27 protein-coding genes and 1 pseudogene are annotated in these 18,744 nt (G+C 53.0%); 18 read left to right on the top strand and 10 right to left on the bottom strand.

Going from position 1 to position 18,744, the window contains the following annotated elements; genetic code table 11:
- Positions 1 to 3 precede the first annotated feature (3 nt).
- From ACEPPP_RS03620 to ACEPPP_RS03580, 9 genes and pseudogenes are all read left to right on the top strand, one after another.
- On the top strand, positions 4 to 570 hold the full coding sequence (locus ACEPPP_RS03620; protein WP_374089691.1) for an SRPBCC family protein: 567 nt from the start codon (positions 4 to 6) through the stop codon (positions 568 to 570).
- An 11-nt stretch (positions 571 to 581) separates the two neighbouring features.
- A complete protein-coding gene (locus ACEPPP_RS03615; RefSeq protein WP_374089690.1) occupies positions 582 to 1,535 on the top strand; it encodes a cytochrome D1 domain-containing protein in 954 nt (317 codons plus the stop codon).
- A 97-nt stretch (positions 1,536 to 1,632) separates the two neighbouring features.
- Positions 1,633 to 1,920: a hypothetical protein gene (locus ACEPPP_RS03610; protein ID WP_374089689.1), complete on the top strand. Its 288-nt coding sequence runs from the start codon at positions 1,633 to 1,635 to the stop codon at positions 1,918 to 1,920.
- Between the two features lie 197 nt (positions 1,921 to 2,117).
- Complete coding sequence (locus ACEPPP_RS03605) at positions 2,118 to 2,756, top strand: toll/interleukin-1 receptor domain-containing protein (RefSeq protein WP_374089688.1); 639 nt, start codon at positions 2,118 to 2,120, stop codon at positions 2,754 to 2,756.
- Positions 2,757 to 2,879: 123 nt separating this feature from the next.
- Positions 2,880 to 3,116, top strand: coding sequence for a DUF4160 domain-containing protein (locus ACEPPP_RS03600; protein WP_374089687.1), 237 nt, complete (start codon positions 2,880 to 2,882; stop codon positions 3,114 to 3,116).
- Positions 3,100 to 3,381, top strand: coding sequence for a DUF2442 domain-containing protein (locus tag ACEPPP_RS03595; RefSeq protein ID WP_374089686.1), 282 nt, complete (start codon positions 3,100 to 3,102; stop codon positions 3,379 to 3,381). The genes ACEPPP_RS03600 and ACEPPP_RS03595 overlap by 17 nt, the downstream gene beginning before the upstream one ends.
- A 198-nt stretch (positions 3,382 to 3,579) precedes the next feature.
- Positions 3,580 to 4,022, top strand: a pseudogene (locus ACEPPP_RS03590) (EamA family transporter).
- A gap of 34 nt (positions 4,023 to 4,056) precedes the next feature.
- Entirely contained in the window at positions 4,057 to 5,124 is a 1,068-nt protein-coding gene (locus ACEPPP_RS03585; RefSeq protein WP_374089685.1) for a bile acid:sodium symporter family protein, read from the top strand.
- A gap of 90 nt (positions 5,125 to 5,214) precedes the next feature.
- Entirely contained in the window at positions 5,215 to 5,598 is a 384-nt protein-coding gene (locus ACEPPP_RS03580) for a DUF6632 domain-containing protein (RefSeq protein WP_374089684.1), read from the top strand.
- A 60-nt stretch (positions 5,599 to 5,658) separates the two neighbouring features.
- Here the strand turns inward: ACEPPP_RS03580 and ACEPPP_RS03575 are convergent, their stop codons facing one another.
- The gene (locus ACEPPP_RS03575; RefSeq protein ID WP_374089683.1) at positions 5,659 to 5,877 is read right to left on the bottom strand and encodes a hypothetical protein; all 219 of its coding nucleotides are present in this window, start codon (positions 5,875 to 5,877) and stop codon (positions 5,659 to 5,661) included.
- Positions 5,878 to 6,127: 250 nt separating this feature from the next.
- Between ACEPPP_RS03575 and ACEPPP_RS03570 the strand changes: the two genes are divergently transcribed.
- From ACEPPP_RS03570 to arsB, 5 genes are all read left to right on the top strand, one after another.
- The gene (locus ACEPPP_RS03570) at positions 6,128 to 6,601 is read left to right on the top strand and encodes a carbohydrate-binding protein (protein ID WP_374089682.1); all 474 of its coding nucleotides are present in this window, start codon (positions 6,128 to 6,130) and stop codon (positions 6,599 to 6,601) included.
- 156 nt (positions 6,602 to 6,757) lie between these two features.
- On the top strand, positions 6,758 to 7,105 hold the full coding sequence (locus ACEPPP_RS03565; protein ID WP_374089681.1) for a metalloregulator ArsR/SmtB family transcription factor: 348 nt from the start codon (positions 6,758 to 6,760) through the stop codon (positions 7,103 to 7,105).
- Between the two features lie 93 nt (positions 7,106 to 7,198).
- A complete protein-coding gene (locus tag ACEPPP_RS03560) occupies positions 7,199 to 7,654 on the top strand; it encodes an ArsI/CadI family heavy metal resistance metalloenzyme (RefSeq protein WP_374089680.1) in 456 nt (151 codons plus the stop codon).
- Between the two features lie 51 nt (positions 7,655 to 7,705).
- Positions 7,706 to 8,185 carry an arsenate reductase ArsC gene (locus ACEPPP_RS03555; RefSeq protein ID WP_374089679.1) on the top strand — a complete coding sequence of 160 codons (480 nt, stop codon included), beginning with the start codon at positions 7,706 to 7,708 and terminating at the stop codon, positions 8,183 to 8,185.
- Between the two features lie 20 nt (positions 8,186 to 8,205).
- Positions 8,206 to 9,309 (top strand): ACR3 family arsenite efflux transporter, encoded by a 1,104-nt coding sequence (gene arsB / locus ACEPPP_RS03550; RefSeq protein ID WP_374089678.1) that lies wholly within the window; start codon positions 8,206 to 8,208, stop codon positions 9,307 to 9,309.
- Between the two features lie 114 nt (positions 9,310 to 9,423).
- Here arsB and ACEPPP_RS03545 read toward each other — a convergent pair whose 3' ends face one another.
- The 3 genes from ACEPPP_RS03545 to ACEPPP_RS03535 all read right to left on the bottom strand — a co-directional run bounded on the left by ACEPPP_RS03545 (position 9,424) and on the right by ACEPPP_RS03535 (position 10,942).
- Entirely contained in the window at positions 9,424 to 9,876 is a 453-nt protein-coding gene (locus tag ACEPPP_RS03545) for a transposase (RefSeq protein WP_374089677.1), read from the bottom strand.
- Positions 9,877 to 10,326: 450 nt separating this feature from the next.
- Positions 10,327 to 10,425, bottom strand: coding sequence for a hypothetical protein (locus ACEPPP_RS03540; RefSeq protein ID WP_374089676.1), 99 nt, complete (start codon positions 10,423 to 10,425; stop codon positions 10,327 to 10,329).
- A 43-nt stretch (positions 10,426 to 10,468) separates the two neighbouring features.
- A complete protein-coding gene (locus tag ACEPPP_RS03535; RefSeq protein WP_374089675.1) occupies positions 10,469 to 10,942 on the bottom strand; it encodes a nuclease-related domain-containing protein in 474 nt (157 codons plus the stop codon).
- A 141-nt stretch (positions 10,943 to 11,083) separates the two neighbouring features.
- Between ACEPPP_RS03535 and ACEPPP_RS03530 the strand changes: the two genes are divergently transcribed.
- Positions 11,084 to 11,608 carry a helix-turn-helix domain-containing protein gene (locus ACEPPP_RS03530; protein ID WP_374088053.1) on the top strand — a complete coding sequence of 175 codons (525 nt, stop codon included), beginning with the start codon at positions 11,084 to 11,086 and terminating at the stop codon, positions 11,606 to 11,608.
- On the top strand, positions 11,547 to 12,308 hold the full coding sequence (locus ACEPPP_RS03525; protein WP_374088051.1) for a transposase: 762 nt from the start codon (positions 11,547 to 11,549) through the stop codon (positions 12,306 to 12,308). Before ACEPPP_RS03530 ends, ACEPPP_RS03525 begins: the two co-directional genes overlap by 62 nt.
- Before the next feature lie 31 nt (positions 12,309 to 12,339).
- Here ACEPPP_RS03525 and pncA read toward each other — a convergent pair whose 3' ends face one another.
- Positions 12,340 to 12,942 carry a bifunctional nicotinamidase/pyrazinamidase gene (gene pncA, locus ACEPPP_RS03520; protein WP_374089674.1) on the bottom strand — a complete coding sequence of 201 codons (603 nt, stop codon included), beginning with the start codon at positions 12,940 to 12,942 and terminating at the stop codon, positions 12,340 to 12,342.
- Here pncA and ACEPPP_RS03515 point away from each other — a divergent pair.
- The gene (locus tag ACEPPP_RS03515; RefSeq protein WP_374089673.1) at positions 12,941 to 13,156 is read left to right on the top strand and encodes a hypothetical protein; all 216 of its coding nucleotides are present in this window, start codon (positions 12,941 to 12,943) and stop codon (positions 13,154 to 13,156) included. The genes pncA and ACEPPP_RS03515 overlap by 2 nt on opposite strands.
- Before the next feature lie 14 nt (positions 13,157 to 13,170).
- Here ACEPPP_RS03515 and ACEPPP_RS03510 read toward each other — a convergent pair whose 3' ends face one another.
- The 5 genes from ACEPPP_RS03510 to ACEPPP_RS03490 are packed head-to-tail and all read right to left on the bottom strand — an operon-like array spanning position 13,171 to position 17,713.
- On the bottom strand, positions 13,171 to 13,599 hold the full coding sequence (locus tag ACEPPP_RS03510; protein WP_374089672.1) for a molybdopterin-binding protein: 429 nt from the start codon (positions 13,597 to 13,599) through the stop codon (positions 13,171 to 13,173).
- Positions 13,600 to 13,616: 17 nt separating this feature from the next.
- A complete protein-coding gene (gene modC / locus ACEPPP_RS03505; protein WP_374089671.1) occupies positions 13,617 to 14,696 on the bottom strand; it encodes a molybdenum ABC transporter ATP-binding protein in 1,080 nt (359 codons plus the stop codon).
- Complete coding sequence (gene modB, locus ACEPPP_RS03500; protein ID WP_374089670.1) at positions 14,693 to 15,379, bottom strand: molybdate ABC transporter permease subunit; 687 nt, start codon at positions 15,377 to 15,379, stop codon at positions 14,693 to 14,695. The genes modC and modB overlap by 4 nt, the downstream gene beginning before the upstream one ends.
- A 16-nt stretch (positions 15,380 to 15,395) precedes the next feature.
- Positions 15,396 to 16,166 (bottom strand): molybdate ABC transporter substrate-binding protein, encoded by a 771-nt coding sequence (gene modA, locus ACEPPP_RS03495; protein WP_374089669.1) that lies wholly within the window; start codon positions 16,164 to 16,166, stop codon positions 15,396 to 15,398.
- 38 nt (positions 16,167 to 16,204) lie between these two features.
- Positions 16,205 to 17,713, bottom strand: a complete 1,509-nt coding sequence (locus ACEPPP_RS03490) for an alginate export family protein (protein ID WP_374089668.1) — start codon at positions 17,711 to 17,713, stop codon at positions 16,205 to 16,207.
- A 185-nt stretch (positions 17,714 to 17,898) separates the two neighbouring features.
- Here ACEPPP_RS03490 and ACEPPP_RS03485 point away from each other — a divergent pair, with 185 nt between their 5' ends.
- Positions 17,899 to 18,711, top strand: a complete 813-nt coding sequence (locus ACEPPP_RS03485; protein WP_374089667.1) for a TOBE domain-containing protein — start codon at positions 17,899 to 17,901, stop codon at positions 18,709 to 18,711.
- Positions 18,712 to 18,744 lie beyond the last annotated feature (33 nt).

The raw sequence follows: 18,744 nt of genomic DNA, 5'->3' as shown, positions 1-18,744 counted from the left end.
ATCATGAAAAAATTATTGTTCAGCATTCCAGCCGCGATGTTCTTTTTCTCGTCTGTTGCCGTCGCGCACGGTCCGGTTCGTCAAAAAGCCGAGGAAGAAATCGTGATCAATGCGCCGGCCGAAAAGGTTTGGGGCATCATCAAGGACTTCGGCGACATGTCCTGGCATCCCCTGATCAGCAGCGTGACCAATCAGGAAGGCAACAAGAAAGGCGCGGTTCGCGTATTGACGCTGGCCAGCGGCGGCACGATCAGCGAAGAACTGAAAAAATACGACGAAGCGAAAATGTCTTATGCGTATAAAATCACCGAAATGAGCACCGCGAAGACGATCACTTACTCGGGCGCGGAAGAAAAAGTGCCCGTATTGCCGGTGGACAACTACGCGGCCAGCATCGAAGTCGAAGCGCAAGGCGCTGACCAATCCAAGGTTTCCTGGAAAGCCGCGTACTATCGCGCTTACATGAACAACAACCCGCCAGCGGAAATGAACGAAGAAGCCGCCAACACCGCGGTCGAAAACGTGCTGAAAACCGGTCTGGCCAATCTGAAAACGATTGCTGAAAAATAAGCATGCGTTTGATGCGTTTTGAAAGCCTCGCGGCAGCCGTTTTCGCGGCTTCCGCTTTGCCTTTGCCGGCACTGTCGGCGCCTTTCGCCTATATCAGCAATCAGTTGGCGGAAACGGTTGCGATAGTCGATACACAGGTGGGCAAGGTGGCGGGCACTGTCGCTGTGAAAGGCAAACCCGCCGGTGTGGCGGTTTCGCCCGACGGCCGGCGGATTTATGTCAGCGCGCCGGAAAGCGGCAGCATTGCGGCGATCGATGCGGAAACGCGCAAGGTTGTCAAAGAGGTCAAAGTCAGCAGCGGCGCGTTGGGCGTTGCGGTCGATCTGAGCGGCAAACGTTTGTTTGTCGCTGATTGGTATCAAAATATCGTCACCGTGCTCGACGCGGACAGCCTGCAAACGCTCAAAACGATCACGGTCGGCCAGTCGCCGTCAGGTCTCGCGGTCAGCCCCGACAACCGCTGGCTGTATGTCGCGAATCGGCTCAGTGATTCGGTCTCGAAGATCGATCTGGAGCATTTGACGGTGGCGGCGACGGTCAAGGTCGGCGCGCATCCTTTCGGTTTGGCCGTCGATAGCGAGGGCCGGCGCATTTATACCGCGAATGTCGAGAGTGACGATGTGAGCGTGATCGATGCCGTTTCGATGAAGGTCGCGGCGACGGTCAAGGTGCAAAGCCGCCCCTATGCGGCCGCTTTCGCGCTGAACGACAGCCGGCTCCTGGTCACCAATCAGGACAGCGATTCGGTGTCGGTGATCGACACGGCGGAATTGAAGGAGCATGCGGTGCTGGATGTCGGCGGTAAGCCGGAAGGGATCAGTACCCATCACGATGATCGTCATGTTTATGTGGCAAACTGGTTTGACGGCACCGTTTCGGTGATCGATGCGAAGAGTTTGCGGGTCGTCGATACGATCAAAACCGGCGATGGCAGCCGCGCGTTCGGGCAGTTTATTGCAAAGTAGGGTACGCTTGGCGTACCTTTATGCGGATTTATTCAACGGAATAATCTGAGTTGGGTCCGCACAGCGAGCCCTACGATTGATATTTTTCAGGTGTAACATGGCAGAAAACGTAGAAGAGTTAACCATCGCCTATGAGGATGGCGGCGTAGAGACCGTTAAGGAACTCGACAAAAAAGTCCTCAGCAAAGGCGCCTGGGCGACGGTGATGTACCGCTATCAGGAATGGAACCGCGCGAAAGAAGAATACGGTCCGGATAAATATTCGATCCGCCGCTATCAGAAGCAAAACGGTGAATACCGGCAGAAATCCAAATTCAATATTTCCAGCAGGGAGCAGGCGCAGAGTATTATCGATACGTTGGAAGGGTGGTTGGGCGAGGAATAGTTTTTGGGTGCGTTTGGGGGACATCCCGTTAAATTGCAAATGACGGGTTTCCTTCATCAGCCCTCTCTTGTATCTTTCACGGTAAAGTTCTGTCGAGATAAAACAGGTGGTGGGTTTCTGTTGCTGATTATTCCGCCTCAGATATCGTATTAGGTGTTACATCATGTATCTCGCGATCACAAATTCTTGGAGTCTCAATGACAACAGTATTCCTCAGTTACTCCACTAAAGACCATCACTTTGCCGAGTTGATCGCCATCAAGCTTGCAGAGGCAGGAATCAACGTCTGGCGGGATCAAGGCAACCTTAGTGCAGGTACCGATTGGCGTCAAGGGATCGAGCGAGGTATAGTCGATTCTATTGCTGTCATTGTTGCCCTGAGTTCGAACTCTGCCGAATCATCCTATGTAACCTTCGAATGGGCATATGCGCTTGGTAATGGGCATAACCTGATTCCGATCAAGTTAAACGATTGTGTCATTCATCCTCGGCTGCAAACCATTCAACATCTAGACTTCTCTGTTCCTGGAGCCTTACCTTGGGCATCATTGATCGAACGAATTCGCGAAATTGAAGCGGATGCACAGCAACAGAACGATCCTGTGATCAGTGAAGTTCCTAGTGAACCACCTGTTGGGGATGCCGTCTACGTGAAAGCAATACTCGCCTATCTTAATCAGCGAGGCTATCAAGCCATAAGCTTTGAGCGCTTGCGCCAACGAGTTGACGCCTCTTTAACCGATCAGAGGCTAAATGAACTGATTATTGGCAATCCGGCCGTCTTTCGCCATGCAAAGCTGAAGGCTGGGCCAGGTTTGGCAAAAATACAACCATAATAATCGTCAGGTAACAGAGGGGTAGATCGGGAATACTCTTTATGCACGACATTTCCACCTTCAATAAGCTAACGGATTTTGGGTTGATCGTTACATTCCAATCATCAGACTCCCTGGAGATATATGCCATCCATAAAACATATCTCCGGCCCCTATCGCTTCTTCTTTTACAGCTTCGACTGCGGCGAGCCGAAGCATGTCCATGTACAACGGGATAAACTGATTTGTAAATTTTGGTTGGAGCCAATCTATCTTGGCAAGAATGGCGGCTTTTCGCCTAAGGAACTTAACGTCATTCGGAAACTCATTGAAATTCATTTACCCGAAATACTGGAGGCATGGCATGAACACTGTGGTTAACGTAACCGAGCCTAGAATACTGCATGCTCAGATCACCGAAGATGAAATTATTGCCCACCTCGTGGACGGTCGCACGATCAGCGTTCCGTTGATTTGGTCGTGGCGTTTAGCGGAAGCCACTGAAAATCAGCGGCAAAATTTTGAAATTCTCGGCGATGGTCAGGGCATCCATTGGTCTGATGTAGACGAAGATATTAGCGTGGAGGGCATGCTGTACGGCTCGCCGGCGCGGCATCCTTATCATCCTGCAAATCAAGCAGCCTAACCGATTGTATCAGTTCGGACTGCCGATAAATTGATCTTCGTGGGCAACGATTAGTTTGCCGATAGTGTGGTGGGCAGCAAGCCTCGATGGAGCCACGCGGAATTGAGGAAAATCGGAGCCGCAAACCTTTCGATTCCTGCTACGCTTCAATCGGCTAGGTCTGGCATGCTTTTTTGCCCGACCAACCGAGCATCAAATATGGCAATAGCATCTAATCTAATTAGTTCTTCTGGGCATTTTTTATCTGCCGTGTTCGTGGCACTCACTGCCGTTTTTGCGAAGATTGGAATCCAAGGCGTGGACTCTGATCTTGCAACATTGATTAGAACGGCAATTATTTTGCCCGTACTGGTCGGATTCGGTTTTTTTTCGCCGGCAAATGGAATAATCCCTTTGATCTCTCGTCAAAGACATGGTGGTTTTTAATCCTTTCGGGATTGGCGACAGGTGCTTCCTGGTTATGTTACTTCCGGGCGCTGCAAATCGGCGACGCCTCTAAAGTGGCTCCGGTAGATAAATTTAGCCTGGTGCTGGTGGCATTGTTCGCATTTTTATTTCTTGACGAGCGTCCATCCGTCCGAGAGTGGACCGGGATTTTTATGGTGGGATCCGGCATTCTCATCATAGCTTTTAAGCGATGAGCCGAGAAATGACTGTCGTAACGGGACATAAAGCATGAAATCGACAAAGAACTCACTTGAAACCATCACGCACATCATCCATCACTATTTCATATGGATAATTATTGCGTCCTATTTTATCGCTGCCGTGCTGCCGGGATTCGGCATCTGGATTCGTGAAGTTGATTTGGGCGGCATCGTCTTATTGCAAAATAAAATTGATTTTGCCTTGCCACCGCTAATGCTCGCGTTATTGCTTTTCAATGCCGGTCTGGGAGTCAAGACTCAGGAACTCAGTCAATTGGTACGCAAGCCGTTGGTGCTGTTCAGCGGTTTGTCAGGTAATTTGGTGACGCCGTTAGCCTTCATCATTGGCCTGAGTTTCATCATGCGATTCTGGCATAATTCAGAAGAGGCCCAGCATATTCTGGTTGGTCTCGCCTTGGTTGCTTCCATGCCGATTGCCGGAGCATCTACAGCATGGTCGCAGAACGCCAATGGAAATATTGCTTTAAGTCTCGGCTTGGTGTTGCTTTCCACATTGCTGAGTCCGCTACTCACGCCGCTGGTTCTCCATGCTGTTGGCTTGGTGACGACGGGAGATTACTCTGAAGATTTGCACGAAATCGCCTCCGATGGGGTGATTTCGTTTCTGGGGATTTGGGTCATCCTGCCGTCGTTACTTGGCATTCTTGCGCATCGTCTGATCGGTGAACATCGTCTTACAGACGCGAAATCCCATATAAAACTGGTCAACTACGGCATCTTGCTATTGCTCAATTATTCCAACGCATCACTCAGCCTGCCTAAGGCATTGTCCCAGCCTGACATTGACTTTCTCGCCATTCTGCTGGTGATTGTCGTTGCGCTTTGTGCAGCTACATTTGCTACCGGCTATTTATTGGCACAAATCTTCTGCACAAAACGCCAAGACATGGCTTCGCTGATGTTCGGGCTAGGTATGAACAACAACGGCACGGGATTGGTGTTGGTTTCAGTCGCCTTAGCCGATCACCCGCAAGTCATGTTGCCGATTATTCTTTATAATCTTGTTCAGCATCTGATGGCTTCATTCGTTGACTTTACGCTGTTTCAGCGTGGAATAAAATTGAAGCCAGTATAGAGCCGGGTAGATGGGGCATGCTTTTTATGCCCGACATCTGTGCTTTGGCGTTACACATCAAAAAGCGAATACAACCATGAGGAGGTAAAAATGACACAAGATCAAAAAATCAAATACCTCAGTCTGTCTCTTCGGATTTTCGGGACCATTTTCATAGTCGGGGTTTATCCCCTGATGATGTGGATATGGCCGGAAGGTTGGGGGTGGGAGCCGCGTCAGCCTGAATATGAACAGATGATTATGGGGATATATGCCACATTGGGTGTGTTCCTGATCCTAGCCGCAAGAAATCCGATAGAACACCTGAGCCTGATCTGGTTTACCATCTGGTCAAGTATCGTGCATGGCGGAATCATGCTGGTTCATGCTATTGCGGACGAAAACGAGCTAGCAAACCTTATCGGTGACGTCCCCGCGCTATTTTTAATCGCAGCCGTGCTGTGGGTTTTGGTGCCCAAGAAACGTGAAGCCTAGCTATAAGCTGTTAAAAGGGCTGCACGCGGGTTGCCTACAGACATGCGAGCCATCCCCACGTTACATCCGGCTGTTTGGAATTTCATTGCTTTTTTGGATTTGAGACTTTTTAAAGTTTATAAAACCCCGATGAGATTTTTTCCTCTGTGGCAATTGTTCCTGTTTATTTTGCAAAGCCGCTAAATGCGCTTTCAAAACCTGAACAAATGGGTCGCCCGCCCCAAATTTCTTCTCTAGCCTCGGGATGTCGTCTCTCAGCAAGTCTATTTCTGAAATCATCGATCTTCTCCTAATAGTGATTATTGATGCCTCTTTACGGACATCAATAGGACAATGTCCGGCGCCGTTAATTTCAACTTTTCGTCTCAAAATTTAAAGTTAATTCCGGGGTAATCTATTGATATGAAAAAACAATTCGGGGTGTGGTTGGGCGGGGGAGGGCGAAATAATGATAGAAATCACTACGCTATTGCAACAACCTAATAAAATGATTCAGAATTAATCAAATTATTCGTGGTATTCTGCGGCAATGAAGAAACAAATTATTGCTGATATTTTGCCTGACAACGAAAGCTCGACTTCAATCTGGCTGGATTTGGAGGCGCTGGCGGACGTCGAAATTACCTCCGAAGAGAGCGACCATCCGATTGAGGCGGCTTTGTTACCCAACAGGGGGCATGGCTGGCGGGCCGGTAAACCGGGAACACAAACGATTCGATTGCTTTTTAAACTACCGCAAAATATCCATAAGATTCAACTCGGTTTTATGGAATCCGCAGTCACAAGGACGCAAGAATATGTCTTGCGCTGGTCTAAAGACCATGGTCAAACATTTCAAGAGATCGTGCGTCAGCAATGGAATTTCAATCCGGATGGAAGCACGACCGAAATGGAAGAACACGCTTTGGCGCTTGCCGATGTCACCGTGCTCGAATTGGTGATTACGCCCGACATTGGCAGCCAAGGCGCATTGGCCTCTCTCGAAAAATTGCGGATTGCATGAATTCCTGATTGGTGTAGCTTAGATGAAGCTTTGCGGAATCGAGGAATTCGAAGCCGGTCCTTTCGATTTGACGGGCGCTTGCTGTATTTACGAAAAAAGATTGTCTCGATCCGTTCTTTTATATATGCTTATGCGTATATCAATTACCCATAGCCTATGACCCCGGTACAGTTTTTTAAATGTCTGTCGGATGAAACGCGTTTGCGTTGCGTGACGATTTTGCAGAAAGAAGGCAAGCTTTGCGTTTGCGAATTGACTGCGGCCTTGGCCTTGTCGCAGCCGAAAATATCCCGGCATCTGGCGTATTTGCGCCAAAACGGGCTGCTACTGGATAGCCGAGAAGGGCAGTGGGTGTATTATCAGATCAATCCGAAGCTGCCTCCTTGGGCGTTACCATTATTGGATAAAGCCTTGGTGGCGGCTTCAGAGGGCGAGCAGTTTCAAAAGGATCTCGATCGATTGAACAAGATGGACTGTCGGCCGGAAGTCTCAGTCTGCTGTTGAGGCGTTAATCGCGACGTAGGTGTCGCTTCCACGGACGCGTTTTATTTTGCTTTATATATTCGCTTATTCGTATATCACTTTATAGGTATAGAAATGAAAAGATTCCATATTCACTTGGCCGTTGACGATCTCGACCGGAACATTGGTTTCTACAGCACGTTGTTCGGTTGTGAGCCGACGGTCAGGCATCACGATTATGCCAAATGGATGCTGGATGATCCGCGCGTGAATTTTGCGATTTCGAACCGCAGCGCCAAGCTCGGGCTCGATCATCTCGGAATTCAGGCGGAAGACGGCGACGAGCTTCAGGAGATCAAGCAGCGTCTCGACGCCACGCAAGGGCGGATCGAAACCCAGGAGCAGGCGGCCTGCTGCTATATGCGTTCTGACAAATACTGGATTACCGATCCGCAAGGCATTGCCTGGGAGTCTTTTCATTCGCTGTCCGAAATTCCGACCTTCAACGATCAAAAAGCGCCGTCCGATGGCGAAAATCCGTTTGCTTGCCGTCCGTCCGAGAGCAAGGCTTCTTCTTGTTGCGGCGGCTGATCGGGATCGTTCCAGTAAATAACGCAACCTTACATCATAACCGGATACACCATGTTAAACGTACTTGTCATTTGCACCGGCAATTCCTGCCGCAGCATCATCAGCGAAGCCTTGTTCAATCACCTGGGCAAGGGGCGCATCACCGCTTTTTCGGCCGGCAGCCAGCCTTTGGGGCGGTTGAACGCGGGCGCGGTCGCGCTGCTACAACGGCACGGCATTTCCACGGAAGGGATGAGCAGCAAATCCTGGGATGCATTTGAAAATCAGCCGATCGATGTCGCGATTACCGTCTGCGATAACGCCGCCGGCGAAACCTGTCCGGTCTATTTGCGGCCGATACCGAGGGCGCATTGGGGCTTGTCCGATCCGGGTCATGTGAAGGGTACGGACGATGAGGTCAAGGCGGCGTTTGAAACCACTTATAAGGCCATCGAACGGCGCATCAAGCAAATGCTGGCGTTGCCGCTGGAAGAGATGGCCGGCGAGGCGTTGGTGGTGGAATTGAATGCGATCGGCAAAATCGATGACTGACAAAATTTAGGGGCATCAGCATGTCAAAATCGGACTTATTAGCAAATACCGCAAGTCCTCAAAATCTTCGAAAAGGCTCGGATCGGCCCAAGCGCCTGGGATTCATCGATAGGTTCCTGACCGTGTGGATTTTCGCCGCGATGATCGCGGGCGTCGCGAGCGGCTATTTTTCACCCGGTTTCACCGCATGGCTGAATCATTTCCAGGTCGGGACCACGTCGATACCGATCGCGATCGGCCTGATCCTGATGATGTATCCGCCGCTGGCGAAGGTGCGCTACGAGGAATTGCCGGAGGTTTTCAAAAACACCCAGGTGCTGGTGCTTTCCCTGGTCCAAAACTGGATCATCGGTCCGGTATTGATGTTTGCCTTGGCGATCGTCTTTCTGCGCGACTATCCGGAATACATGGTCGGCCTGATCATCATCGGCCTGGCGCGCTGCATTGCGATGGTGCTGGTCTGGAACGAACTGGCCGAAGGCGACACCGAATACTGCGCCGGTCTGGTCGCTTTCAATTCGATCTTCCAAATGCTGTTTTTTTCGGTTTATGCGTATGCTTTCGTGACGATCCTTCCGGACTGGCTCGGTATCGCTTCCGGTCTGGCGGTGCCAATCACGATGGGGCAGGTCGCCGAAAGCGTGCTGATCTATCTGGGCATTCCGTTTTTCGGCGGCATGCTGACCCGGTTTTTTCTGGTGCGGCGAAAAGGCCGGGAGTGGTATGAAGAAAAGTTCATCCCCAAGATCAGCCCGGTCACCTTGCTGGCGCTGTTGTTCACGATCCTGGTCATGTTCTCGCTGAAAGGCGAATACATCGTGCAGTTGCCGATGGATGTCCTGCGCATCGCGGTGCCGCTGGTGATCTATTTTCTGATCATGTTCCTGGTCACCTTTTACATGTCGGCCAGGACCGGCGTCGGCTACCGCATCAGCGCGACACTCTCCTTCACCGCCGCCAGCAACAACTTTGAATTGGCGATTGCGGTCGCGGTGGCGGTTTTCGGCCTGCAGTCCGGTGAGGCGTTTGCCGCGGTGATCGGGCCCTTGATCGAAGTGCCGGTATTGATCGGTCTGGTCAAGGTGGCGCTTTATTTCAGGCGCAAATTCTTCGTGGTTGGGTAAAGGCCTAAGATATCAAGGCTGGAACGGAAATGCATCCAAGTCCACCCCGAAGCCAGGCAAGCAAGCCAAAGTCGGGAATGGCAACCGGAAGGAGACATACCCCTCTATCACCCCTTACCGGCAAATCGTCCGCAGGGCCTGTGATAGACATTGACCTTGAGGCGCTTGCACGTCTCTATCAGGGAAAACATCATCGGCCGAAACTGATTGCCCCGATGCGATTGTGTGAAGAAGCTGATTTTTCCGCCAAATGACATACGGGCGCAGACTTTGCTCTGCGGCATGGTTCGTCATCGGTACGCCTTGATATTTCAAAAACGACCACAGTCTGGGGCTGTCGCGCAAAAGCTTGCGACAAGGCGTGAGATCGGTGCGCGTATCGCCCTGCGTCGTTGCGGCGCGTTCCAGGATGGATTGAAAATGCTGGCGTAAGCGCTGCAAACGCCTTCGGTACAGCAAGGATTGGCAACCGCTGTGCTGCCAACGCTTGCCACAGTGCATATCGATAGGGAAGTGGCGCAGGTTATCGCGATGGTCGCTTCGCACCATCGATAGACCTATTTTCACCCATTTTCCGACGGCAATGGGCGTGTCAGTCGATTTGGTTATGAGTTAGATTTAGACGAACGGCCAGACTGCCTTCTTTCTCTCATTAATAGAACAACACCCGTTACCAGAGCGATCGCGCTCCCCGCTCCTGTTGCCGCAATTTCTGGTACTCTATGGACTAGGCTGCCGCAGCTATTTCCTTGGCAGTCATTTCCTTTACCATGATTGGCTACATATAGCCAAGTCGCTGTCGTAAACAGCAGTGCAGATGCAAGGAATAATGATATGATAAGTTTTGTAAACATTTTTATACACTCTTTCTTGATAGCAAAATACATCCCGCCGAGGAATTAGCTTGGCTTTTTCTTAATACTAGCATAGTTTTAGTGCGTTAGATCCTAGTAAAACTACTTATTGATTTTTAGCTGTATTAATGAATTCTTGATTACTGAGAAAATTGAATTAGGTTCATGCAACGGGTTTAATTGTTCTGCATTTTGGGAATCCGAAGCACCCCATAAATGTCTTGCCTGGGTTATCGCTGTTTCGTGTGGTGCGCAGTACCATCGGCTTGCCGCATTGCGGACAGGATGGGGTGTTTTGCCGGTTTTTACCTTTCGCAGATCGATCGAATTTCGCTATCGCTCAACACAACTTGCTTTTTGGCTTTAATAAAACGGATATAACCGCGGCCAGAAACCACATTGTCCGGCATGGATGTTTTGAAGGTGCTGTCGCCGACAAAAACGACCAGCGAAAAAATCTTGCTTGGATCAAGTTCCAACGTCGATTGCAGTGTTCGCGTATGCTTGTCATTCTGATGCAGCGGGTTCAGAAATTTGCTGGTATGCCGGTAAAGCGTTTGCGTCCAGATTTTCTGATTCGGACCGCCGAATATCCAGCCTTTCATGTTCTTGGTTTCGATCACGAAGACGCCGTACTTGGATACGATCACATGATCAACCTGAGTCGTGCCGCTGCTCGCTGTCGGCAGGGTGACGTTTTTGAACAAGCGGTAAACATTTTTATCGAGAAAGCGTCGGGCAGCCCAGTTGACCTGGAATTCACCGAATATGCCTTTCATGAAAGGTGTTTTCAGGAAGGCAATTACAAGTAGAAGCGGTATTGCCCGCCTCTGTATGCAACGGCCCTAATTTTGCCTAGTACTACAAACCTAAAAAATGAAGGATAATAGCAAGCCCGAAAATCATCCCGCAAGGAAGCGATGCGCCCACTCACTCCGCTTATTTTGACGCAAGCCCAACAATCGACGCTGGAAGCCATTGTTCGAAGTCGGCAACTGCCGCACAGTTTAGTGCAGCGGGCGCGCATCGTCTTAAATGCGGGAGCCGGCCGTCGCAACAAGGCCAGCGCGCAGGGTCTGAACATCAAGGAAGAGACGGTCGGTTTGTGGCGTCGTCGTTGGCTGTCGGCCCAAGAGGCGCTGGCTGCCTGCGAAGATGATCCCGAACGTTTACGCCGGCAGATCGAGACGATTCTGGCGGATGCGGAACGTCCGGGTGCACCACAGACCTTCAGCGCCGAACAGGTCTGCCAACTGCTGGCGTTGGCTTGTGAAACGCCGCCTTCACCCTTGACGCATTGGACGCGCAAAGATTTGGCACGGGAAGCCGTTAAGCAAGGCATTGTCGACCGTATCTCAGCGACCAGTATTGGTCGTTTTTTAAATGCAGGGTCAGCTAAAGCCGCATCGAACGCGCTATTGGCTGAATCCCACCATCGACGATGAAGCCACCTTCCAGGTCAACGTCGAAGCGGTATGCGACCTGTATCGGCAAGCCCCGGCGCTGCATGCGCAAGGCATTCACGTGATCAGCATCGATGAAAAAACCGGCATTCAGGCCCTGGAGCGCATTCACCCCGCACAGCCCATGCAACCCGGACAGCCGGAACGGATCGAGTACGAATACCGGCGCCACGGCACCCAAGCCCTGATTGCCAACTTCGAGGTGGCAACAGGCAAGGTCATTGCGCCCACTGTTCAGGACACACGAACAGAAGCTGACTTTGTCGCCCACGTGCAGCAAACCGTCGCCACAGACCCTCAGGGGCAATGGCTGTTTGTGGCCGATCAGTTGAACACCCATAAATCCGCGACGCTGGTGGAATGGATCGCCAAAGCCTGCGGAATTGACGAGGACTTGGGCGTGAAAGGGGAACGCGGAGTACTACGGGATATGAACTCCCGCGCGGCTTTTTTGCAGGACGAAAGCCATCGCATTCGCTTTGTTTATACGCCCAAGCATTGCTCGTGGCTGAATCAGATCGAGATTTGGTTTGGCATTCTATCCCGTCGCTTGCTCAAACGGGCAAGCTTCACCTCGAGAGCAGATTTGAAAGGACGTATTTTTCAGTTTATCGATTTCTTCAATGAAACCCTCGCTAAGCCTTTTCGCTGGACTTATACCGGAAGGCCTCTGGTGGTTTAAAAATTATTCGGAGAATTTCCGGTGCGTTGTACTAGGTAATGTTAATGTTTGCGTTTCTTAGATCTTCAATCGCTTTTTCTCCGCCATTAGGCGTCATATTCACAGGTTTAGTCGCACTTACAATGACAGATGTTTCAAATCCCAGCCTCTTAGCATCAAGAGCGGTAGCCTTAACACAATAATCAAGAGCCAGTCCCACAACGTCAACGTGGGTAACTCCCTGAGCTTTTAACCATTCATCCATACCCGTTGAAGACTTTTTATCATTATCAAAGAAGCCGGAATATGAATCAATTTCCGGGTTAGTTCCCTTGGGAAAAACTTTTACAACATTTGACATATCAAGATCAGGGTGCATTTCTGCTCCCTGGGTTCCTTGCACACAATGGTCAGGCCACATAACTTGATCAAGACCATTGAGTTTTATCACAGAAAATGGCTCTTTGTGATTAACACTTGCGAAAGATTTATGATTGCTTGGGTGAAAATCTTGAGTCGCTACGACAAAATCATATTTTTTATCTTCACTTAACATATTTACCAGAGAAATAATCGTCTCGCCGTCTTTTACTGCAAGGGAACCGTTTGCACAGAAGTCATTTTGGATATCAACAAGGATCAGGGCTTTTTTCATGAAAATTCCTTGGAAAGAGACGAAATGGATTGTACGCAACGAAGCGAAATCATACAACGATGGACAATCATCACGCTTCATGGTGCTTGATCCGCCGCACAAACTGTTGCAAAGCCGCGCTTGCCGACTGCGCGTGCCGCACGAACTGCGCGGCCGGCCGCCGGCCGAAATGGAATTGCTGCGCCGGGCCTATGTGCAGGTGATGGAGTCATGACATTCGGTGACTCATTAATCGGCAACCGCCAAAATCACCGAGCCGGCTTTGAATACCGCCGTCGCCGCCTGGCCTTGGCGTAATCCCAATGCCTCGATGCTTTCGTTGGTGACGGTCGCGGCAATTTTCTCGCCGCCCTTCAATTCGATATCGACTTCGCTATTGATCGCGCCGGGCTTGACCTCTGTGACCGTGCCGGCAAGCTGGTTGCGCGCCGAAATGCGGTAGCCGCCGAAATCGGTCACGATGATCACATGCGGCGCCTTGATCATCGCGATCACGGGTTTGCCGGCGGCGATGGACAATGCCTTGGCCGATTCCTGGGTGATGGTGGCGACGAGGGTGTCGCCTCCTTGCAGGCGAACCGCTACCTCGGTATAAACCGAGCCGGGACGGACTTCGCTGACGGTGCCTTTGAACTGATTACGTGCGCTGACTTTCATGATCGATCTCCGGTATGCTAGTTTAAAATGGATGTGCCTTTGATTTGCGCATAAAGGCTGTTGCCGATCTGCAAATTCAAGAGCTGCCTGGATTTGCTGGTGATATGCGCCAACAGCGGCAGGGAGCCGACTTTCAGGCGCAGGACCGTCTGCCCGTTGCTGCTGTCGGCCATGCCGGTGATCGTCGCGGGCAGTACGTTAAGGATGCTGGTCGCCTGCGGCGCGGCCAGCGTGACGCTGACGTCGCGGGCGAAAATCTGCACGCGCACCGGTGTGCCGACGGGGGCGTCGATCAGCGGCATGCTGAGTTCGATGCCGGCACAGTCGATCCGGGTTAGATGAAAGTCGCTTTCATGCGCGGCGATGCGGCCTTCCCAGATCATCGCGGCCTGTTTGCTCTCCGCCTGCGGCAGATCGAGCCGGCTCAGCGTCTCGGTCAGCGGGCCTTCTGCCTGCACCCGGCCTTCGCGCAACACCACCAGGTGATCGGCCAATTTGGCGACCTCCTGCCGCGCATGGGTCACATACAGGACCGGGATGTCCAGTTCCTGATGCAGGCGCGTCAGGTAGGGCAGAATCTCCTGCTTGCGCTGGAAATCCAGCGCGGCCAAGGGCTCGTCCATCAGCAGGATGTCCGGCTGCAAGACTAGCGCCCGGGCGATCGCGACCCGTTGGCGTTCGCCTCCTGAAAGGCGGGCCGGCATCCGATCCAGCAGATGGCCGATGCCCAGCAGCTCGATCGTTGGGTCGAGGCCGGCGTCGGCGGGCCGTTTGCCGATGCGTTTCAGGCCGAAACAGACGTTGCGGTACACGTTCAGATGCGGAAACAGGTTGGCTTCCTGAAACACGTAGCCTAGCGCGCGCTGATAAGTGGGCAGGAATATGTTGCGTGCGCTGTCCTGCCAAATTTTGCCGTTGACGGAAAGAAAGCCGTGCGGCGACCGTTGCAGGCCGGCGATGCAGCGCAGCAATGTGGTTTTGCCGGAACCTGACGGGCCGAACAACACCGTGATGCCGGAACCCGGCAGGGTAAGATCGGCGTCGAAACGAAAGTCTCCATAGTCGAGGCGAAAGCGGGCGCTGATGGTTTGAGTCATTTGCTTGGATGGGCGACGGGATGCGTTTTCAATAGGGTGTACATCAGCAAGAGCACGGTAAAGGAGAATGCCAGCAAGCCGCCTGCCAGCCAGTGCGCTTGTTCGTACTCCAGCGCTTCGACATGGTTGTAGATTTGTACCGACACCACGCGCGTTTTATCGGGTATGTTACCGCCGACCATCAGCACCACACCGAATTCGCCGACGGTATGCGCAAAGCCTAAAATGACCGCGGTCAAAAATCCTGGCTTCGCCAGCGGCACGGCCACACTGAAAAACGTATCCAAGGGGCCGGCGCGTAAAGTAGCCGCAGCTTCCAGAATGCGCTCGTCGATCGCAGTGAACGCGGCTTGCAATGGCTGTACCACAAAAGGCATCGAATACAGCACAGACGCGATCACCAGGCCGGAAAAAGTGAACGGCAAGGTGCCGATGCCTAGCCAGTCGGTGAGGCGGCCGATGATGCCGTTCGGCCCCATCAGCACCAGTAAATAAAAGCCCAACACCGTCGGCGGCAGCACCAGCGGCAGCGCCACCAGCGCATTGATGACGCCTTTCCATTGGGAATGCGTGCGCGCCAGCCACCAGGCCAGCGGCGTGCCGATCAACAGCAGGACTAAAGTGGCGAGACTTGCTACTTTAAAGGTCAAAAAAAGGGTAATGATGTCGGCTTGGTTAAACATATGGCTGACCGGTTGTTTAGTTGGGGCGGCCGAATCCATACTTTTCGATGATCGCCAAGGCGGCGGGCGATTTGAGGAAATCCACCAAAGCCAGTGCGGCAGGATTGCCGGCGCCTTTTTTCAACAACACGGCCGTTTGTCTGAAAGGCCCGTGCAGATCGCTGGGAATGAGCCAGCCGGAACCTGTGCCGATGTTGCCGCTGCCGGTGTCGATCACTTGCGCGAGCGCGATAAAGCCCAGTTCGGCATTGCCGGTGCTGACAAACTGAAAGGTTTGCGCGATATTTTCGCCCTGTACGAACAAGGGCCGCAGCTTGTCCAAAACGCCCAGGTTTTGCATCACCTCTTCCGCCGCCACGCCGTAGGGCGCATGGGTGGGGTCGGCGAGAGCAATGTGCTTAAAGCCGCCCGTTTTCAGAATATTTCCTTGCACGTCGACATAGCCCGGCGTTGCCGACCACAACACCAGCTTGCCGATGGCGTAAACGAAATGACTGTCGGCCACGGCGTGACCGGATTTTTCCAGTTCCAGCGGGTATTTTTCGCTGGCCGAGAGATAGACTTCAAACGGCGCCCCGCTTTGAATTTGCGCGAACGCTTTACCGGACGAGCCGAACGACAGTTTGGCGCTGTGCCCGGTGGTTTTTTCAAAAGCGGCAGCAATTTCGGTCATGGGTTTGGTGAAGTCCGAGGCGACTGCGGCCAGCGTCGTGTCCGCGAAGGCCGGCGAGGCCGCGAACAGCACGGCGGCTATGACCGCCAAACGATAACGATAGTTGCTAAACATAGAGAGGCTCCTGTGAAAGGGAAGAGTGTTTGGGCCTGTCAAAACCGGAGTTGGCTTTGCACATAAAAATAATCCACGTCCTGGCTGTCCGGCGCGCCAGCGGTCGTTTTCGCGAATGGGCCTTTGAAGAGATGCGCCCAGCCGGTTTCAAAATTCAAACTGCTGTTGCAGTTCCAACGCGCCGACATTTCCAGCTGCTGGCCGATGAAATTATTGGTTTTGCCTGTTTTGTCGCGCAGGCCCGCCGTCGTCCAACTGTCCTTGTCTTCGGCCAACCAATAAAAACGGTGGCTGACGAAGGCCTGCACGGATCGATGCGGATTAAAGCCGATACGGTAGCCCGGTGTGTTGATGTTGCTGCGCGCAAACGCGCCGTAGATGCCGGTCGGACCGAACTCGAAGCGGCGCGCGCCGAACAGGGTGTCGAATTGCTGATCCTTATTGTCTTTAGGATCGTGATCGCCGCTGGCATAGTCGTACTCGAACGCGAAGCGCGGCGTCCAGGGCATATCGAAGGTGTAGCCGACGTCGAGATGCTGGTACCAGGCTGAGTGATCCAGATCCTTGCCGTCGCCGGACTCTTTGGTCGCCCGCACCGTGCCGAACTGGCCGATCGTTTCGCTTTGGAAGTCGAATTCCCCCTTGGCGGGCTTGATGTACCAGCGCATGCCGGGCGTAAAATAGCGGCGGTTGCGGGTTTGGCTACGCTTGCGGTCGCCTTCGGCGAGATGGTACAGGTACAATTCGGCGTTGAGCTTGCCGGGCAAATCGTACACTTCGAAAAAACCGCCGGAAAACCACGCCTGCTCCTCGGGTTCGTCGAAGCTGTGGAAGTGATCGAGCAGTTGCTCGGAATCGTTCGGATAGCGTCCGACCGGCTTGGTCACGAAGGCATTGAATTGCCAACGGTTGTAATCGACGACTCGGAGCCGGAAGCCGTCGAAGCTGTTGATCGTGTTGCGCATCGCATTGCGGGCGATCAGGCGGCGGCTGCCGAAATTCAGGGTCTGCCGGCCGGCGATCGCTTCGACGCCGAAACCGCTATGGGCCAGGTTCTGCTCGGACCAGGCCAGGTAACCCTGGATGAAATCAGCCTCATCGACATGGGTATTGTTGATTTGGGAGCCTTTGTCGGCGCCGAATTGCCGTGCATCCAGAAATTCGCCGCCCAGCCGCCAGCGCTCGGAATGCGCTTCCAGCCACAGGTCGGTCTGCAACGGAATCTGCTGATCGCCGCCTTTGCCGTCCTTGCGGAAGCTGCCGTCCATCGTTTCGTAGCGGGTGCGCTGTTCGAGCGAGAGGGACAGCCATTCGGGCAAGCCCAGTGCATCGTGCAGGTTCCAGACCGGTCTCTCGTATTTGTAAGAGCCGAGCAGGGCGTCCGGCATTTGACTCGAAAACGCCGCGAACGGCGGTTGCGTGTAGCTTTTCTTTTCCGCGGCCGCATGGGTCGGGCCGGGATGGATGACGACACCGGCGGAAATGCCGAGCAGCCCGATCACGCGGCCAAAACGGGAAGGGAGAGTGGGTTGACTTTGAGAATTCATGGACGCCTCGCCAAACGCCGTTCTTGTGGTAGTCGATGTCAAAAAGGATGTTGCCCAAGCATGTCATTGAATTGGGACGGCGCCAGTATATATCGTTATATACAAAAATACATAACGATATTTTGCGATACATTATTTCCATTCGTGAAACAATAAAACACCGAGTTTTTTTGATTGGACAGACCATGAGTGTGAACGACAACGCATCCCAACAATGGATAGAAGGCCGATTGCGGCTCGCGGGCATGCTGGATGACCGGGTGATCGGCCTGCTGCGGGCGATCGAGCAGAGCGGCTCGATCAATCAGGCCGCCAAACAAATGGGCTTGAGCTATAAAGGCGCCTGGCAAATCCTCGAACGCGCCAACAACGGCGCGCCGCAAGCCTTATTGAACACCGCGACCGGCGGCAGCAAGGGCGGCGGCAGCGCTTTGACCCCGGCCGGGCGCGCGTTGCTGGCGTTGTTCAACCGTCTGGAACGTCAGCATGATGCCTTCATCGCCGAACTGAACCGCAGCCTTGCCGACGACCCGGATACGGTCCTGCTGCTGCAGCGTTTGGTGGTCAAAACCAGCACGCGCAACCAGTTGTTCGGAACTGTTACCGCCATCGACCGGGCGGAAGAGGATACCGAGGTGACCGTGCTGCTGAAAGGCGGGGAGCGGATCGTCGCCTCACTCGGCTCGGCGCAGCTTGGCGAGATGGGCATCGGCATCGGCGTCGATGCGGTGCTGATGATCAACAGCGCCGACATCGTGTTGTCGCTTGACGCCGGCCATCAACGCATCTCGGCCCGCAACCGCCTGTTCGGCAACGTGCTGCGCATCCGCCATGACGTGGTGGATTCCGAAGTCATCGTGTTGCTGCCCAGCGGCGAAATTCTGGCCGCGAGGGTGACCGAGCAAAGCCTGCAAAATCTGGCGCTGGCGCCGGGGATGCCGGTATGGGCGCTGTTTAAAGCTCATGCGCCGATGTTGGGCATCAGGCCGGCGGTTTAGCCTTGCCGGTAACCTCGTGCGTAGGACGAAAAG

It is taken from the genome of Methylomicrobium lacus, from assembly GCF_041897535.1.
Taxonomy (GTDB): Bacteria; Pseudomonadota; Gammaproteobacteria; order Methylococcales; family Methylomonadaceae; genus Methylomicrobium; species Methylomicrobium lacus_A.
This window is presented reverse-complemented; position numbering and strand designations above follow the sequence as displayed.

Bases quoted from the DNA above. Each gene is read 5' to 3' on its own strand.
- ACEPPP_RS03595 (WP_374089686.1), top strand. From the start codon at position 3,100: ATGAACACTGTGGTTAACGTAACCGAGCCTAGAATACTGCATGCTCAG.
- ACEPPP_RS03490 (WP_374089668.1), bottom strand. From the start codon at position 17,713: ATGAATTCTCAAAGTCAACCCACTCTCCCTTCCCGTTTTGGCCGCGTG.
- pncA (WP_374089674.1), bottom strand. From the start codon at position 12,942: ATGAAAAAAGCCCTGATCCTTGTTGATATCCAAAATGACTTCTGTGCA.
- ACEPPP_RS03605 (WP_374089688.1), top strand. From the start codon at position 2,118: ATGACAACAGTATTCCTCAGTTACTCCACTAAAGACCATCACTTTGCC.
- ACEPPP_RS03485 (WP_374089667.1), top strand. From the start codon at position 17,899: ATGAGTGTGAACGACAACGCATCCCAACAATGGATAGAAGGCCGATTG.
- ACEPPP_RS03540 (WP_374089676.1), bottom strand. From the start codon at position 10,425: ATGGTACTGCGCACCACACGAAACAGCGATAACCCAGGCAAGACATTT.
- modA (WP_374089669.1), bottom strand. From the start codon at position 16,166: ATGTTTAGCAACTATCGTTATCGTTTGGCGGTCATAGCCGCCGTGCTG.
- ACEPPP_RS03570 (WP_374089682.1), top strand. From the start codon at position 6,128: ATGAAGAAACAAATTATTGCTGATATTTTGCCTGACAACGAAAGCTCG.
- ACEPPP_RS03515 (WP_374089673.1), top strand. From the start codon at position 12,941: ATGAAAATTCCTTGGAAAGAGACGAAATGGATTGTACGCAACGAAGCG.
- ACEPPP_RS03510 (WP_374089672.1), bottom strand. From the start codon at position 13,599: ATGAAAGTCAGCGCACGTAATCAGTTCAAAGGCACCGTCAGCGAAGTC.
- ACEPPP_RS03560 (WP_374089680.1), top strand. From the start codon at position 7,199: ATGAAAAGATTCCATATTCACTTGGCCGTTGACGATCTCGACCGGAAC.
- ACEPPP_RS03610 (WP_374089689.1), top strand. From the start codon at position 1,633: ATGGCAGAAAACGTAGAAGAGTTAACCATCGCCTATGAGGATGGCGGC.
- ACEPPP_RS03555 (WP_374089679.1), top strand. From the start codon at position 7,706: ATGTTAAACGTACTTGTCATTTGCACCGGCAATTCCTGCCGCAGCATC.
- ACEPPP_RS03620 (WP_374089691.1), top strand. From the start codon at position 4: ATGAAAAAATTATTGTTCAGCATTCCAGCCGCGATGTTCTTTTTCTCG.
- ACEPPP_RS03525 (WP_374088051.1), top strand. From the start codon at position 11,547: ATGCAGGGTCAGCTAAAGCCGCATCGAACGCGCTATTGGCTGAATCCC.
- modB (WP_374089670.1), bottom strand. From the start codon at position 15,379: ATGTTTAACCAAGCCGACATCATTACCCTTTTTTTGACCTTTAAAGTA.
- ACEPPP_RS03580 (WP_374089684.1), top strand. From the start codon at position 5,215: ATGACACAAGATCAAAAAATCAAATACCTCAGTCTGTCTCTTCGGATT.
- ACEPPP_RS03585 (WP_374089685.1), top strand. From the start codon at position 4,057: ATGAAATCGACAAAGAACTCACTTGAAACCATCACGCACATCATCCAT.
- ACEPPP_RS03600 (WP_374089687.1), top strand. From the start codon at position 2,880: ATGCCATCCATAAAACATATCTCCGGCCCCTATCGCTTCTTCTTTTAC.
- modC (WP_374089671.1), bottom strand. From the start codon at position 14,696: ATGACTCAAACCATCAGCGCCCGCTTTCGCCTCGACTATGGAGACTTT.
- ACEPPP_RS03575 (WP_374089683.1), bottom strand. From the start codon at position 5,877: ATGATTTCAGAAATAGACTTGCTGAGAGACGACATCCCGAGGCTAGAG.
- ACEPPP_RS03530 (WP_374088053.1), top strand. From the start codon at position 11,084: ATGCGCCCACTCACTCCGCTTATTTTGACGCAAGCCCAACAATCGACG.
- ACEPPP_RS03615 (WP_374089690.1), top strand. From the start codon at position 582: ATGCGTTTTGAAAGCCTCGCGGCAGCCGTTTTCGCGGCTTCCGCTTTG.
- arsB (WP_374089678.1), top strand. From the start codon at position 8,206: ATGTCAAAATCGGACTTATTAGCAAATACCGCAAGTCCTCAAAATCTT.
- ACEPPP_RS03535 (WP_374089675.1), bottom strand. From the start codon at position 10,942: ATGAAAGGCATATTCGGTGAATTCCAGGTCAACTGGGCTGCCCGACGC.
- ACEPPP_RS03565 (WP_374089681.1), top strand. From the start codon at position 6,758: ATGACCCCGGTACAGTTTTTTAAATGTCTGTCGGATGAAACGCGTTTG.